Below are 14,666 nucleotides of genomic sequence, written 5' to 3' on the forward strand. Positions count from 1 at the left end.
CCCATGCGCATCCTCTGGATCCTGCCCTACTCGCCTTGGCCCGCTACCAGCGGTGGCAAGACGCGCCAGTTTCATTTGCTGCGCAGCCTGGCTGCGCGCGGGCACCGGATCACCTTGCTGCTGCACGACAAACATGCGGTTTCGCTGACGGATCGCCAGGTGCTGGAAGCCTTTCTGGAACAGCTGATCATCCTGCCGCGCCGCCCGCTGCGCAGCCTGAAGACCTTGCTGGCCGGGCTGTTTGCGCCCTACCCGCTGCTGGCCAGTGTGAATGGTTTGTCGGGTGAACTGCAGGACACCTTCGAGCGATTGCTGACCGAGCATTGGGACGTGGTGCAAATCGAACACACCTACACCTTCCAGCCTTACGAAGCGGCATTGGCCCGTCGCTCCCAGCCGTTTGTGCTGACCGAACACAATGTGGAATCGTCCCTCGGCGCCGCGACTTACGATCGCCTGCCGGGCTGGGCGCTGCCGTTTATTCGCTACGATCAATGGCGCTACGGCCGCTGGGAACGTCGGGTGATGCGCCAGGCTGCGCAAGTGGTCGCGGTGACTGACGCCGATGCCCAGACCCTGGCGCAGATTGCCGGCAAACCGGTGCCGGTGGTGGTCAACGGCGTGGATTGCGCGCACTTCGCCGCCGCCCGCCCTGACCCCGCGACCCGCCGCGTGCTGTTTCTCGGCAACTACGAATACGCGCCCAACGTGGATGCCATCGAGTGGGCACTGGATGAAATCCTGCCGAAGGTCTGGGCCCGCTGCCCCGACGCACGCATGAGTGTCTGCGGCTTCGGCATGCCGGAAAGCTGGCGTGAACGCTGGAAGGATGGGCGCATCGAGTGGCAAGGCTTTGTGCCCAACCTGCTGGCCCTGCAGTCGAGCTGCTCGGTGTTTTTGGCGCCGTTGCGCCATGGTGGAGGCTCCAAGCTCAAGGTGCTTGAAGCCTTGGCCGCCGGCCTGCCGCTGGTGAGTACCGACCAGGGCGTGTCCGGGCTGGATGTGGTGGAAGGCCTGGACTACCTCGGCGGCCAGACCGCCGACAGCCTGGCCGACGCCGTGGTGCGCCTGCTGCAACAGCCTGAAGTCGCAGCGCCGATGGGCGAAGCCGGTCGCGCCTATGTGCGCCGCGCCCACGACTGGAGCGTCGCTGCCAGCCAGCTGGAGCAGGTGTACGCCCAACTGTCGCCCCTGAACCAAAAGGAGCCGGCATGCGCGTAGGCCTCGATTACCGTACCGTCGGCACCTCGCCGCAATCAGGCATCAGTCGCCAGGTATACGCCCTGGAAGATGCCCTGCGTGCCATGCCCGGCATCGAGCTGGAACGCTTTACCGTCGCGCCGCTTGGCGATGAACTGCGCCTGAACGCCCATTGCCCGGACTGGGGCTGCGCCAAGACCGCCATGCATCAACCCCATCAGCGCCTGCGTTTCGAGGCGGGATTCTTGCCCAAGGCCCTGCGCGATGAGCGCATTGATGTGTACATCAGCACCTTCAATATGGGCCTGCCGCTGCCACCCAAACCCAAAGGCCTGCGTACCGTGGTGCTGCTGCATGACCTGTTTCAGATCACCCTGGACAACTACCACGCCAATCGCCTGAAGGCGATGATCTACAAGGCCAGTGATCGCCTGTCCATCACCTATGCGGTGCACACGGCCGACCGGGTGTGGACGCCTTCGCAGTACAGTGCCGATGAAACGGCGCGGCTGTTTCCCAAGGCGGCCGGCAAGATTCGGGTGTTGCCCAATCAGGTGGTCGGGTTTGCCGGACTGCCGGCAGACCTTTCGGCCCGGCAACTGCCCGAGCGCTATTGGCTGCTGGTGGGCACCCGGGAATTGCGCAAGAACGTGCCCTTCCTGGTGGACGCCTGGCAGCAGGCGCGCAGCCAATCGCCGAGCGTGCCGGAACTGGTGCTGGTGGGCAGCCTGGAGCATTTGCCCGAAGCACAGCGCAACTACCCCGGCATACGCGCGTTGAGCGGCGTTTCCGATGCCGAATTGCACGGGCTCTATCGCAACGCCTCGCGCCTGTGGCAGCCTTCTTATGCCGAAGGCTTTGGCTTGCCGGTGATTGAAGCCCTGAGCGTCGGCACCCCGGTCGCGGTAGCCAGCGGTACCTCGCTGGACGAAATCACCCCGCCCCTGGCGCCACGGTTTTCACCCACCGACGGTGCGGCGCTGGTGCAATTGATGCTGCACCTGGCCGACCAACCCGTCGAACAACCGCCTGAACAGTTACGCAGCTGGGCCGAACGTTTCAACCACCAGGCCTACCGTCGGCGCCTGGCCGAACTGATCGAGGAATTGAATTGAGAATCTCACTGGGTAGCCTCGTCGCCATCGTCTTCGGCCTGCTGTTTGGTGGGTTGATCCTGTTCCTTTCCCCGGCCAAGGCCGTGCTGGCGGTGATCGGCCTGGCCGCTGCCGTGACGATTCTGCGGTTCCCGTTCTGGGGACTGCTGCTGTTCGCCCTGGTGGCGACGTTCATGCCCTACTCCACCCTCAACCTGGGGATTCGCAGTACGGTCAGCGAGGCGTTGATTGCCCTGACGTGGGCCGCGGTGATCTGGCATGGCTTCCTCTCGCGCCTGCCGGCTGCGCCACCGCTGTCCCGGCGCCCCACCGACCGCATGTTGATGTGGCTGATGATCTTCACGGTGGTGCCGTTTATCGTCGGCCAGGTGAGCATTACCGCCGAGGCCAGCGGCCTGGCGAACTGGTTGCGCTGGTTGCTGAACCTGTCGGTGCTGTTCCTCGCCGCCAAGCTGCTGGTTGAGCAGAAGAACCGCGAAGCGCTGGTGATTGCGCTGTTGCTGGGCACCCTGGCGATGCTGGTGATGTCCATCGGCGTGTTTATCCGCTCACGCTCGGCCTCGGGCATGTTGCCGATCCTGACCCTGATGAATTACGGCAGCCTCGACACCCTGTCCCTGGGCCTGGGCGCCATGGCCTCGCGGATGGGTTCGCCGTGGATGCACCCGAACGCCACCGGCGGGATCATGGCCTTGCTGCTGCCGTTGGCGTTCTGCTACGGCATCACCAACACCGGCTGGAAACGCGGCCTCGGCCTGGGTGTTGCCTGCCTGGGCGCGGCGGCCTTGCTGTTGGCCAGTAGCCGGGGCGCGATGGTCAGCCTGGCGCTGGTGCTGATCTGGATGGCGTCGCGGCGGGTGCCATATACCGGGCGTTTGCTGATGATCGGCGTGGCATTGGCCGTGGCGCTGGTGCTGTCGTATCCACCGTTGCAGGAACGTCTGGCAACGATCTTTTCGACCCAGAATGCGAGTACCGAAGTGCGCTTCGACGAATACCGGATGTTCCCCCAGGCCGTGGCCAGTTACCCACTGGGCATTGGCTTCAAGGTTGACCCGCCGGTGCCGGGCACGCACCTGCTGGGGATCTCCAACCTGTGGCTGAACTTCGTCTACAAGACCGGCGTGATCAGCATGCTGCTGTTTATCGCGGTGACGTGGCGCTGGTGGCGTGAGTCCCGGCCGGAAATCGGCCCGATCCGCCTGACCAAGGACAACGCGATCTGGCTGGGCAGCACGGCGGGGATTCTGTCGGCACTGGTCAGCGGCTTTTTTGACCACTACTTCAGCTTCGCCCTGGTGATGATTGCGCTGTTCTGGCTGATGGTGGGGATCAACGTGCTGGAGGCGCGGCGACTGTTTCCGGCGCGGCTGCCACGGGCCAAGACCGTGTCATATCGCAAGCCCGTACTCGATAGCGTCGGACCCTAGGCATGCTCGGATCGGCGTTCTGGTTGACCCTGGCAACCCTGCTGGGGCTGTGCCTCGGGTTTGCCCGTGAGTGGTTGCTGGTAGCCGCGTGGGGCGCGGGCGAGCGCAGTGATGCGTTTCTGATCGCGCTGTTTTTGCCGGAGGCGTTGCGCATGTCGCTGGCCGGTGGCGTGCTGAGCGCCGCCGCCCTGCCGCTGTACCTGCAACGCAAGGAAGGCGAGCGCCTGGACTGGCTGGCGGTGCTGTTCCCCGCACTGCTGCTGATTGCCCTGGTGACTAGCCTGCTGTTGACGCTGCTGGCGCCGTGGCTGGTGCAACTGCTCGGCCCGGGTCTGGCGGCAACGGCTACCAGCCTTGCCAGCAGCAACTTGCAGATCCTCGCCTGGAGCGTGCCGGGGTTGATGCTGCATGCGCTGTTCAGTATTCCGTTGCAGGCCAGCGAGCGCTTTGTGGTCGCGGGGCTCGGTTCGTTGCTGTTCAACCTGCCGCCGGTGACCTACCTGGCCCTCGCCGGCACCGCCACGCAACCGCACTCGCTGGCGTTGGCCTGCCTCACGGGCAGTTTGCTGATGCCCCTGGCGCTGTTGCCGTCGATGGTGCGCCTGGGCTGGCGGCCTTGGCGGCTGCGGGCTTCGACCCTGGAATTGCGCGAGCTGGGTGGGCGCATCGGCCCGTTGCTGCTGAGCAATGGCGCCAGCCAGGGTTTGGCATTGATTGAACGGTTGGTGGCGTCGTTGCTGGGCGAAGGCGCCGTGACCTGGGTCAACCTGGCCCGCAAGCTGATGAACTTGCCACTGATTGCGCTGATGAGCCTCAACCAGGTGCTGCTGGGCATGATGAGCCGGCGCCAGGGCGACGAGCGCCTGGCCCTGCTCAAGCGTGGCCTGGAAACCGCCAGCCTGCTGACCCTGCCCGCAGGCGTCGGCCTGGTAGCCGCGGCGCCGAGCCTGGTGGCGTTGCTGCTGCCCAAGCAGTCGGTGGATTCGCCGTTGCCGCTGCTGCTGGCCTGGTTTGCCGTTCCGCTGGTGTTCGGCGCCTGGAACGCTTTGTTGGCGCGTTATGCCTACGCCGCCGGCGACACCCGCCAGCCGCTGCGCTGCGAGTTGCTGGGCAGCCTGGTGAACGTGTTGCTGCTGGGTGTGCTGCCGTTTGTGTTTGGCCTGGCGGGCATCCCGCTGGCCGCCCTCGCCGGCGTGCTGTGCACCGCGTTGCTGCTGATGCAACGCCAGGCCTTGCTCGGCGCCCTGCCCTGGAAGGGGCACTGGTTGCTGAGTGGGCTGGTGATGGGCGTGGCGGCGTTGGTGCTGTTTCGGGTTCAAGGTATTTGGCTGCAGTTGGGGTTGAGCACCCTGGCTGGGGCCGTGGTGTTGCTGGGCATGGGCCTGTGGCTCAAGCCGTGGCGCAAGGCAGATTTATAGAGTGGGAGCAGTCAGGTGAAAAAACGCTGGATTCAAATGGATATTGCCAAGGGCATTGGCATCCTGATCATTGTGTTCGGGCATGGTTGGTTCGTGGAGCATTCCCCGAATTTGCTGTACCCGATACTCGCGGTCTTTATCCTGCCGCTGTTCTTCTTCCTGTCCGGAGTGTTCTTCAAGCCCGAGCAGCCCTTCGTCGAAATGGCGGTGCGCAAGGCCGATGCCCTGCTCAAGCCGTTCTTCACCACGATGCTGGCGTACGTATTGGTGCGCGATATCCTGCGCGGCCAACCGCTGCTGCCCGACATTGGCGGCGTGCTGTACGCCTCGGTGGATACCCTGCCCTGGCAGGCCTTGTGGTTCTTGCCACACTTCTGGGCGGCGATACTGTTTGCCTGGGTGATGCTGCGGCTGATGCAACGCCTGGGCCTGTCTCTGGTGTGGAGTTGCGTGGTGGTGGGCGTGCAGTTGCTGCTGGGGGTCTGGACCCTGGACTGGTTCTGGCAGGTACCGATCACCGTCGGCGGCCAGACCTGGACGATGCCGGGGCTGCCCTTCAGCCTGGATGTCACGTTGATCAGCAGTACCTATTTCATCCTCGGTTATCTGCTGCGGGACGTGCTGCGCAAACACCAGAGCTCACTGCTGAGCATGGTGGTGGCGCTGGTGGTGTACTTCGCGATTTTCATCCCGACCTGGGACACCATGGACCTGGCCCAACGGCGCTATGACCATTGGTTCTGGACCAGTGCACTGGCGGTGATCGGTGTGTACGTCTGCTGGGCGCTGGCCGGGTTGATGATGACCTCTGCGGTATTGACCCGCGCGATGACCTACATCGGCCAATCGACCCTGATCCTGTTGATTTTCCATGGCGAGATCCAGCACAAAACCATCGCCCTGCTGCAGCACCTGGGCCTGCCGGATGTGGCGGCGGCGTTTATCGGGCTGGTGGTGGCGGTGGTGGTGCCGTTGATGATCGGCGAGGTGATCAAGCGGGTGGCGTTCCTGCGGTTCTTCTACTTCCCGTTCCCGGTGCGCAAGGCGCCGGCCGTGGCCGGTGAAAAGCCTGGAGTTTGAGACCTGATGTGGGAGCTGTCGAGCTTTAGCGAGGCTGCGATGGCATCACCGCGGTGTGCCTGAATTACCGAGGTGATGCTATCGCAGGCAAGCAGCTCCTACAGAAAAACGCTCAATCATCCAGTGCCGGTTGTGGCGCTGGATGCTTGGTGTTTTTGCCCGCCTTGGCGCCAGGCTTGCCAGCTGCAGGGGCAGCCGGTTCCGGTTCGGCCGGGGCGGCAAGCTCCTTTTCAGCCTGGGGCATCTGATCAATCGCGCTGAAGAAATCCGCCAGGTTGAGGGTATCCGGTGGCACGGTCTTCTCGAGTTTTTTCTCGCCGTCCTTGCCCACCAGAATCACTTTGGTGCCACTGCCGGCACCCAACTTGAGTGCGCGGATCAGCGCGTTGGTTTCAGGCGGGGCGAGCTTCTTGTTGTCCTTCGGGTCCTTGGCGAACTTCTCGCCTTCGGCGCCGATGCTGCCGAAGGACACGGTGTAGAGCACCATGCTGCGCTCTTCAAAGGACTGCTTGTTGGCAGGCTCCTCCAACTGTTTCTTGAGGGTGGCCAACGTCGGGTTGCCGGAGTCGAGTTCCACCACCACCAACGGGCGTGACTTGCCCAGGTCCTGCTTGAGCGGATTGATATCATCCGCGGCCAGCAGCGGCCCCGTAAAAGCCATCAAGGTAGCCAGGGTCAGCGACCGGATGAGCATGCACACCTCCTTTGAATTCCATGCAGGGTTCTTGAGTTTCATGTCTGCGACAGTCAAATTCAAGGATGATTCCTACGCCAGCTTCAGAAAGCGTAGGTCAGGACGCCCGCGACGCAAGGCGTTTAGCCACCTCAGGCGTCATTGTTTCTTCTGATTGCGAAGGCTTACAGCGGCCAATGCCGGGCAAACACCGGTGCCACGATGGGGTCGGCATCCACCTGCGCCAACCTCCGGGAAAATTCAGGCCGAGACTGTTGTATCGCCTCACGTCCTCCCGCCCATCGCGACACCGCCGCAGCCATGACCCCCAGCGCATTGGGAACCTGTTGCGAGGTAACCAGCTGGTCGGCAAATTGATCGGCAAACACCTCCCAGGCTCCATGCAGGCGGCGACGGGTGCCGCTGATCAACTGTTCATGCTGTTGCGCATCGGCGCTGTCAGTCCAGCGTTCCGGGTAGTCGATGATGCCAATCGCCGAATAACAGTTCGCGGCGATGTACACCAGGCCGCGAATGACCTGGGCGGGCTCCTCGGGTAACAACTCTGAGGCGGGAAATTGCAGGCCCAGGTGAATCAGGATCGCCGCGCTTTCGGTCAACACGCTGTCGTCCGGCCGTTGCAGGGTGGGGATTTGTTTGAGCGGATTGATCTGCGCCAGAGCCTCGCTGCCCGCGCTGTCTTCCCAGGAGCAGGCGTCGACCTGGCGCCATTCGACACCGCAACGCTGCAGGGCGATTTCGATGATGCACGAGCCGGTGCCTTGGGTTCCGTAAAGGGTGTACACAGTGCTGAGCCTCCTGGCAGTGGGTTGAGGTGTTAGGCTAGGCCGTTCAATCGTTCAACGGGAAGCCATCATGCACAGTAAACGCGTCACGATCGAAGACTGGGACGGCGACGGCGCCATTCGCCTGCCGGATGAAGCCTTGCAGGAATTGGGGCTGGATGTGGGCGACACGCTGTACATCGTCGAGACCTATGTGGGCACGCAGAAAGGGTTCGTGTTGTCGACCACACCGAAAATTGCCGACCGGATGGATGAGCTGGTGGAAGAGCTGAGCCACAAGCCCTAGCGAGCCAGCCTGGCCAGCAACCCCGCCTTCACCTGCGGCCATTCCGGATCAATGATGCTGAAGCGCACCGAGTTGCGCTTGCGGCCATCGGGCATGATGCGCTCGTGGCGCACGATCCCTTCCTGTACCGCGCCAAGGCGAAGGATCGCGGCCCGGGACTTTTCATTCAGTTCATCCGTCGTGAATTGCACCCGCACACAGTCCATGACTTCAAACGCATGGGTCAGCAGCAACAGCTTGGCCTCGGTGTTGACCCCGGATTTCTGCACCGACTGGCTGATAAACGTGTGGCCGATCTCCAGCTTGCGGTTGACCCGGTCGACCTTCCAGAACCGGGTGCTGCCCACCACTTCACCGGTGTCACGGCGCACGATCACAAACGGAATCATGGTGCCCGCTTCACGCCCGGCCAGGGCAATGTCCACGTACTTTTCGACGGTGTCGGGGCCCGGCACGTTGGTCACCTTGAGGTTCCACAGTTGCCCGTCGGCGGCGGCCTGTACCAAGGCGGCCGAGTGTTCGCGTTGCAGGGGGCGGAGTTCGACCGTGGTGCCGGTCAGGATGATTTCAGTCATGGGAGTGCTGCGCCGTCTGGTGGTCGTCAGTGGCCAAGATTGCAGGCTCTGGCCACTGCAAGGCAAGCCGTTTTAGAACAAGCCCATCTGGCCACCCACCAGGGTGCCGAAGTCGTCATTCACAAACGGCAGGATCGCATCCGCCACCGGTTGCAGTTGCCGGGTGACGTAGTGGTCATAGTCGATCGGTGCCTGGCGCACTTCCAGCGGTTCGGGGCCGTTGACGCTGATCACGTAGCTGATCCAGCCACCGTTCTGGTACTGGCGCGGGCGACCCTGGCGGTCGTTGTATTCGTCGGCCAGCCGCGCGGCACGCACGTGGGGCGGCACGTTGCGTTCGTAGTCGCCCAATTGCCGGCGCAGGCGTTTGCGGTAGATCAGCAGTTCGTCGAGCTCACCGCTCAAGGTCCGGCGTACGTAGTCACGTACGTAATCTTGATGAGGCTGGCGGTGGAAGATCCGCTGGTAAAGCTCCTGCTGGAATTGCCGAGCCAGGGGCGACCAGTCGCTGCGCACGGTTTCCAGGCCTTTGTAGATCATTTCTTCGCTGCCGTCGGCACGGGTGACCAGCCCGGCGTAGCGCTTCTTGCTGCCCTCCTCCGCGCCGCGAATGGTCGGCATCAGGAAGCGGCTGAAGTGGGTTTCGTATTGCAGTTCCAGGGCGCTTTGCAGACCGAACTCATTCTGCAGGCGTTCACGCCACCAGGTGTTGACGTGCTGCACCAGGTCCAGGCCGATGCGCGTGGCGTCTTCCTGGGAGTGGGCGCTGCCGAGCCAGACGAAGGTGGAGTCGGTGTCGCCGTAGATCACTTCATAGCCGCGAGCCTCGACCAGTTCGCGGGTCTGGCGCATGATCTGGTGGCCACGCAAGGTGATGGACGACGCCAGTCGCGTGTCAAAGAAGCGGCAACCGCTGGAACCGAGCACGCCATAGAAGGCGTTCATGATGATCTTCAGTGCCTGTGACAGCGGCGCGTTGTGTTCGCGCTTGGCCACTTCGCGGCCTTCGGAAACCCGCGCGACAATCGACGGCAGGCAATGCCGGGTGCGGGAAAACCGCGCGCCGCGAAAGCCTTCTACCGACTCGCTGTCTTCCGGGTGGCGCAAGCCTTCAATCAGGCCCACCGGGTCGATCAGAAAGCTGCGGATGATCGACGGGTAAAGGCTTTTGTAGTCGAGCACCAGCACCGATTCGTAGAGGCCCGGGCGCGAGTCCATGACAAACCCACCGGGGCTGGCCTGGGGTGGTTTGTCGCCCAGGTTCGGCGCGACAAAACCCTGGCGGTGCATCAGCGGCATATACAGGTGGGTGAACGCCGCCACCGAACCACCGTTGCGGTCCGCTGGCAGGCCGGTGACGCTGGCTCGTTCGAGGAGGAATTTCAGCAGTTCGGTCTTCTCGAAAATCCGCGTCACCAGTTCGCAGTCCTTGAGGTTGTAGCGCGCCAGTGCGGGCTTGTCCTCGGCAAACATGCGGTTGATTTCGTCCATGCGCTGGTACGGCGTGGAGATCGATTTACCTTCGCCAAGCAAGGTCTGTGCGACGTTTTCCAGGCTGAAGGATTCGAAACTCCAGGTGGCCGAGCGCAAGGCTTCGATGCCGTCGATGATCAACCGTCCGGCTGCCGCCGCGAAGTAGTGATTGCGGCTGCCATGCTCGCGCCAGCCCATGGCATCGCCACCACGGCCCAGCAGCAGCGGCACGTTCAGGCGCTGCGCATGTTCGTGCAGCACGCGAAGGTCGAACTGCACCAGGTTCCAGCCGATGATCGCGTCGGGGTCATGGGTGGCGAGCCACAGGTTCAGGCGTTCGAGCAGTTCGGCGCGGGTGTCGCAGTAGTCGAGCTTGAAGTCCACTGCGTCAGTTTTGTTGGGCGGTCCGAGCATGTACACCTGGCGCTCGCCGCAACCTTCCAGGGCGATGGAATACAGGTCGCCCTGGGCGGTGGTCTCGATGTCCAGAGACACCAGCTTGAGTGGCGGGCGATAATCCGGCGCGGGTTTCATCTGCGCCTCCACCAGCATGCCGCCCTCGCCCGCCGTACCGCCAAACCACACTGGCGCGGTGATGAAGCGTTCCATCATGTAGCGATCAGGTGGGCGCACATCGCCTTCGTAGACGTCGATGCCGGTTTTGCGCAGGCGCTTTTCCAGGTCCATCAATTGGCGATGTTGTTTGGTGTAGAGGCCGAGCACCGGGCGATGGTGAAAGTCGCACAGCGCCAGATCGCGCAACTCGATACCGCGCTCGCCCTTGAGCTGCAGCTCGGCGCGCTTGCGATGGGCCTGGGGGATGAACATCACGGAGGTCTGCACCGGCAAGCGCACACACCTGGGGCCCTGATCGGTGGCCAGCCAGAAACTGACCTCCGTGCCCGCCGGGGTGTCGCGCCAATGCCGGGTCAGGACAAACCCCTGCTGTAAATCCACCTTGCCGCACCTCAAGAATCGCTTTCAGGGCGTGATTCTACTCGGCCTGTGACAAGGCGCGGCGATTTAACCGAAATCGCCTACGAACCCGCAGACAACAATCTCACAAACTTGTTGCAGAACATTAATGACAATTACTATCATTCGCACCGGAGTCGTATCCGCGCAGCGAGGACGCGCAACGTTGTTGCCCTTTTCCTCAAATTGACGGTTCGCCGTCAGGATCGACCATGCCCACCTCCACCCGTTTTGCTGTGCCGTTTCGCCCGACCTTGCTCGCCCTTTGCTGCTCCCTGGGCCTCACCGCTCACGCCGCCACTCCAGAAACCACGCAGGATGCGAACAACAGTCAGGACGGCAAGGCTCTGGAATTGGGTGCTACCACCATCAGCGCCGACGCACCTACGCCCAACGCCCTGCCCCCGGTGTACTCCGGCGGCCAGGTCGCTCGCGGCGGGCAACTGGGGGTGCTGGGCAATCAGGACATCATGGACGTGCCCTTCAGCATGTCGTCCTATACCGAAAAACTGATTCGTGACCAGCAGGCCGAAAACGTCGGCGATGTGCTGCTCAACGATTCGTCCGTGCGCCAGGCATCAGGTTACGCCAACCAGGCCCAGGCCTTTGTGATCCGTGGCCTGCCGCTGAACGGCGACGACATTTCGTTCAACGGTTTGTACGGCATCCTGCCGCGCCAGATCATGTCCACCGACGCCCTGGAACGGGTTGAAGTGTTCAAGGGCCCCAACGCCTTTATCAACGGCGTGACGCCCGGCGGCTCCGGGATTGGCGGCGGTGTGAACCTGCAACCCAAGCGCGCCGATGATGTTCCATTGCGTCGCTTCAGCACCGACATCAGCAGCGACGGCCGGGTCGGCGAGCACCTGGATATCGGCCAGCGCTTTGGCGAAGACAATCGCTTCGGCGCGCGGGTGAATATCTCCCAGCGTGAGGGTGATACCGGTATTGATGACGAGAACCAGCGCTCGAAACTGTTTGCGGTCGGCCTGGATTATCGCGGCGATGCACTGCGTTTGTCGGGGGATTTTGTCTACTCGAAACAGCAGATCAATGGCGGGCGCAACACCGTGCTGCTTGGCCAGAACCTGACCCATATCCCCAACGCACCTTCGGCCGACACCAACTACGCGCCGAGCTGGGGCACCAGCAGCCTGGAAGACACCTTCGGCATGTTGCGCGCCGAGTACGACCTCAACGACAACTGGACGGCTTATGTCGCCGGCGGTGCCAAGCACACCAACGAGATTGGCCGTTACTCCTCGGTCACGTTGAATGACGCCCTGGGCAATGCCACCGTCAGCGGCTCGCGCATCGCCCACCAGGAAGACAACACCAGCCTGATGGCAGGCTTGAACGGCAAGTTCCAGACCGGCTCGGTCAGCCACAAGCTGAACCTCGGGTTGACCGGGATCTGGGCCCAGACCCGCAATGCCTATGACTTTGACTTCACCGGCCACGCCAGCAATATCTATAACCCGGTGGACGTTGCCGAGCCGGTCAAAGGCAGTTTCGTGGGCGGCGACCTGAACGACCCGGGCATCACCGCCAAGACCTTCGCTCGCAGTGCAGCGGTCTCCGACACCCTGGGCTTTATGGATGATCGTTTGCTGGTGACCGCCGGCTTGCGTCGCCAGGAACTGGTGGTTCAGGGCTTCGCCTACGGCACGGGTACTCGCACCGCCAATTACGACAAGTCGATCACTACACCGGTGTACGGCCTGGTGTTCAAGCCGTGGGACCATGTGTCGTTCTATGCCAACCATATCGAAGGCCTGGCCCAGGGCCCGACCGCTCCCCAGACAGCCGGCACAGCCCCCATCAGCAACGCCGGCCAGGCCTACGCCCCGGCGCGCTCGAAACAGACCGAGGCCGGGGTCAAGGTCGACATGGGCACCTACGGCGCAACCCTGGGTGTGTACCGCATCGAGCAACCCACCGATGGCTACTCACAACTCAGCGCCGACGGTTTAAGCGCCACCTATGTTCGCCAGGGCGAGCAAGTCAACAAAGGCGTGGAGCTTAACGTGTTCGGCGAGCCTATCGCAGGGCTGCGCCTGTTGGGCGGTGCAACCATCATCCACACCGAAGTCAACGGCACCCAGAACGGTGCCAACGACGGCAATCGTGCCATCGGCGTACCGAGCTTCCAACTGAATGCCGGCGTGGACTGGGATGTACCGGGCCTGCAAGGCGTGACGGTGAACGGTCGGATGCTACGCACCGGCGGCCAATACGCCGACGCGGCCAACAACCTCAGCCTGCCCGCCTGGAACCGCTTCGATGTGGGCGCCCGCTACACCTTCAAGGTGAACCAGCGTGACGTCACCCTCGGCGCTACTGTGGAGAACGTCGCCAATACCAAATACTGGGAATCGGCCCTCGGCGGTTACTTGACTCAAGGCGACCCGCGCGTGGCCAAGTTGTCGGCCAGCATCGACTTCTAACCCCAGTCAATGGGAGAGCTGGCTTGCCTGCGATGCAGGCACCTCGGTGCGTCAGATGCACCTCGGTGATGCGATCGCAGGCAAGCCAGCTCCCACAGAAAAGCAGATCTGCCTTCATCCGTGTTGTTTGCCGGACATTGGACAGCCGGACGCCAACTGCGTAGTTTCCCAACCACTGCGCACAAGGACTCCGGCATGTCCCCCGACCTCACTTCCATCGAGCTGTTCCTCAAGGCGGTCAAGCTGGGCAACCTGTCCCGGGCGGCCGAGCAATCCCATCTCTCCCTCTCTGCCGCCAGCCGACGCCTGTCGCTGCTGGAGCAGCACTTCAAGGTCGCCCTGCTGACCCGCACCTCCACCGGCGTTTCACCGACGGCGGCCGGCGAAGTATTGGCCCAGCATGCGCAGTCGATCCTGCGGGCGGTGGACGGCATGCACGCCGATCTCGCCGACTACGCCAAGGGCGCCACCGGCCGGGTTTGCCTGTACGCCAACAGTTCGGCGATGAGCCAGGAACTGCCGCGCCAGCTGACCCAGTGGAACACGCTGCACCCGGGCATCCGCCTGGATATTCGCGAGGAGCGCAGCCGGGAAATTCTCCAGGCCGTACGTGACGGCGTGGCGGATGTCGGCATCGTCACGACCCGGCCCAGCGAAGAGTTGCGCTTTGTACCCTACTGCCAGGACCGCCTGTGCCTGATCGTGCCCCATGATCATCCGTTGAAAATGCGCCATGCGCCCTTCGAGGATTTGCTCGGCTATGACTTCGTCGGGCTGGAGGACAACGCCGCCATCACGCCGCTGATTACCGAAGCCGCCGCTGCGATTGGCATGCCGTTGCGGTTGCGGATGCAGGTGCGCAGTTTCGAAGCGGTGTGCCGCTTGATCGCTGCCGGCCAGGGCGTGGGCGTGCTGCCACAGGGCGCCGTGCAGATTTTCCGCAAGGAGATGGCCTTGCGCTTTATCGAAATCGATGACGCCTGGGCCGACCGCCAGATGTACCTGTGCATGCGCAAGGAGCAGCCTTCGCTGACCAGCCTGGCGTTGTTCGACTACCTGAGCGCTAACCCTGCATGAACCTTCGGCCTTCGAATTTTGCGAAGGCCGATTCCACAATGAGCAATTCCCCTGTTGTAACAGCTGTGCCAAGAATGCCCTCGCCAGACCTTCCTATAAAAACAAGACAGG

The 14,666-nt window shown here is 62.9% G+C and carries 12 protein-coding genes; 8 read left to right on the top strand and 4 right to left on the bottom strand.

All coding sequences use genetic code 11. The features are described from left to right. Positions 1-3 precede the first annotated feature (3 nt). From NVB75_RS09585 to NVB75_RS09605, 5 genes are read left to right on the top strand one after another with little or no spacing between them, the layout of a single operon-like run. Positions 4-1,221, top strand: a complete 1,218-nt coding sequence (locus tag NVB75_RS09585; RefSeq protein ID WP_258346975.1) for a glycosyltransferase family 4 protein — start codon at positions 4-6, stop codon at positions 1,219-1,221. Continuing rightward, the gene (locus NVB75_RS09590; RefSeq protein ID WP_258346976.1) at positions 1,212-2,315 is read left to right on the top strand and encodes a glycosyltransferase family 1 protein; all 1,104 of its coding nucleotides are present in this window, start codon (positions 1,212-1,214) and stop codon (positions 2,313-2,315) included. The genes NVB75_RS09585 and NVB75_RS09590 overlap by 10 nt, the downstream gene beginning before the upstream one ends. 2 nt (positions 2,316-2,317) lie before the next feature. After that, positions 2,318-3,745, top strand: coding sequence for an O-antigen ligase (locus NVB75_RS09595; RefSeq protein WP_258348565.1), 1,428 nt, complete (start codon positions 2,318-2,320; stop codon positions 3,743-3,745). Between the two features lie 2 nt (positions 3,746-3,747). Further along, on the top strand, positions 3,748-5,163 hold the full coding sequence (gene murJ, locus NVB75_RS09600) for a murein biosynthesis integral membrane protein MurJ (RefSeq protein ID WP_258346977.1): 1,416 nt from the start codon (positions 3,748-3,750) through the stop codon (positions 5,161-5,163). A gap of 15 nt (positions 5,164-5,178) precedes the next feature. After that, a complete protein-coding gene (locus tag NVB75_RS09605) occupies positions 5,179-6,243 on the top strand; it encodes an acyltransferase family protein (protein ID WP_258346978.1) in 1,065 nt (354 codons plus the stop codon). A 112-nt stretch (positions 6,244-6,355) separates the two neighbouring features. Here the strand turns inward: NVB75_RS09605 and NVB75_RS09610 are convergent, their stop codons facing one another. Next, positions 6,356-6,937 (bottom strand): DUF4174 domain-containing protein, encoded by a 582-nt coding sequence (locus tag NVB75_RS09610; RefSeq protein WP_258346979.1) that lies wholly within the window; start codon positions 6,935-6,937, stop codon positions 6,356-6,358. Positions 6,938-7,101: 164 nt separating this feature from the next. Next, positions 7,102-7,722: a glutathione S-transferase gene (locus NVB75_RS09615; RefSeq protein ID WP_258346980.1), complete on the bottom strand. Its 621-nt coding sequence runs from the start codon at positions 7,720-7,722 to the stop codon at positions 7,102-7,104. Between the two features lie 70 nt (positions 7,723-7,792). Here NVB75_RS09615 and NVB75_RS09620 point away from each other — a divergent pair, with 70 nt between their 5' ends. Continuing rightward, positions 7,793-8,008, top strand: a complete 216-nt coding sequence (locus tag NVB75_RS09620; protein ID WP_003208231.1) for an AbrB/MazE/SpoVT family DNA-binding domain-containing protein — start codon at positions 7,793-7,795, stop codon at positions 8,006-8,008. On the opposite strand, the gene NVB75_RS09625 is transcribed toward NVB75_RS09620, so the two are convergent. After that, the gene (locus NVB75_RS09625) at positions 8,005-8,583 is read right to left on the bottom strand and encodes a GNAT family N-acetyltransferase (RefSeq protein ID WP_258346981.1); all 579 of its coding nucleotides are present in this window, start codon (positions 8,581-8,583) and stop codon (positions 8,005-8,007) included. The genes NVB75_RS09620 and NVB75_RS09625 overlap by 4 nt on opposite strands. 72 nt (positions 8,584-8,655) lie before the next feature. Continuing rightward, entirely contained in the window at positions 8,656-11,013 is a 2,358-nt protein-coding gene (locus tag NVB75_RS09630; RefSeq protein ID WP_258346982.1) for a DNA polymerase II, read from the bottom strand. 230 nt (positions 11,014-11,243) lie between these two features. On the opposite strand from NVB75_RS09630, the gene NVB75_RS09635 reads away from it, so the two are divergent. Further along, positions 11,244-13,478: a TonB-dependent siderophore receptor gene (locus NVB75_RS09635; protein WP_258346983.1), complete on the top strand. Its 2,235-nt coding sequence runs from the start codon at positions 11,244-11,246 to the stop codon at positions 13,476-13,478. A 195-nt stretch (positions 13,479-13,673) separates the two neighbouring features. Beyond that, complete coding sequence (locus NVB75_RS09640; protein ID WP_258346985.1) at positions 13,674-14,555, top strand: LysR family transcriptional regulator; 882 nt, start codon at positions 13,674-13,676, stop codon at positions 14,553-14,555. The last annotated feature ends 111 nt before the right edge of the window (positions 14,556-14,666 follow it).

Origin of the sequence: Pseudomonas sp. CBS (assembly GCF_024734645.1) — a bacterium.
Taxonomy (GTDB): domain Bacteria; phylum Pseudomonadota; class Gammaproteobacteria; order Pseudomonadales; family Pseudomonadaceae; genus Aquipseudomonas.

What these genes read in the sequence shown, in the direction of transcription:
- NVB75_RS09585 (WP_258346975.1), top strand. Translation starts at nt 4, where the DNA reads ATGCGCATCCTCTGGATCCTGCCCTACTCGCCTTGGCCCGCTACCAGC.
- NVB75_RS09590 (WP_258346976.1), top strand. Translation starts at nt 1,212, where the DNA reads ATGCGCGTAGGCCTCGATTACCGTACCGTCGGCACCTCGCCGCAATCA.
- murJ (WP_258346977.1), top strand. Translation starts at nt 3,748, where the DNA reads ATGCTCGGATCGGCGTTCTGGTTGACCCTGGCAACCCTGCTGGGGCTG.
- NVB75_RS09610 (WP_258346979.1), bottom strand. Translation starts at nt 6,937, where the DNA reads ATGCTCATCCGGTCGCTGACCCTGGCTACCTTGATGGCTTTTACGGGG.
- NVB75_RS09620 (WP_003208231.1), top strand. Translation starts at nt 7,793, where the DNA reads ATGCACAGTAAACGCGTCACGATCGAAGACTGGGACGGCGACGGCGCC.
- NVB75_RS09625 (WP_258346981.1), bottom strand. Translation starts at nt 8,583, where the DNA reads ATGACTGAAATCATCCTGACCGGCACCACGGTCGAACTCCGCCCCCTG.
- NVB75_RS09635 (WP_258346983.1), top strand. Translation starts at nt 11,244, where the DNA reads ATGCCCACCTCCACCCGTTTTGCTGTGCCGTTTCGCCCGACCTTGCTC.
- NVB75_RS09640 (WP_258346985.1), top strand. Translation starts at nt 13,674, where the DNA reads ATGTCCCCCGACCTCACTTCCATCGAGCTGTTCCTCAAGGCGGTCAAG.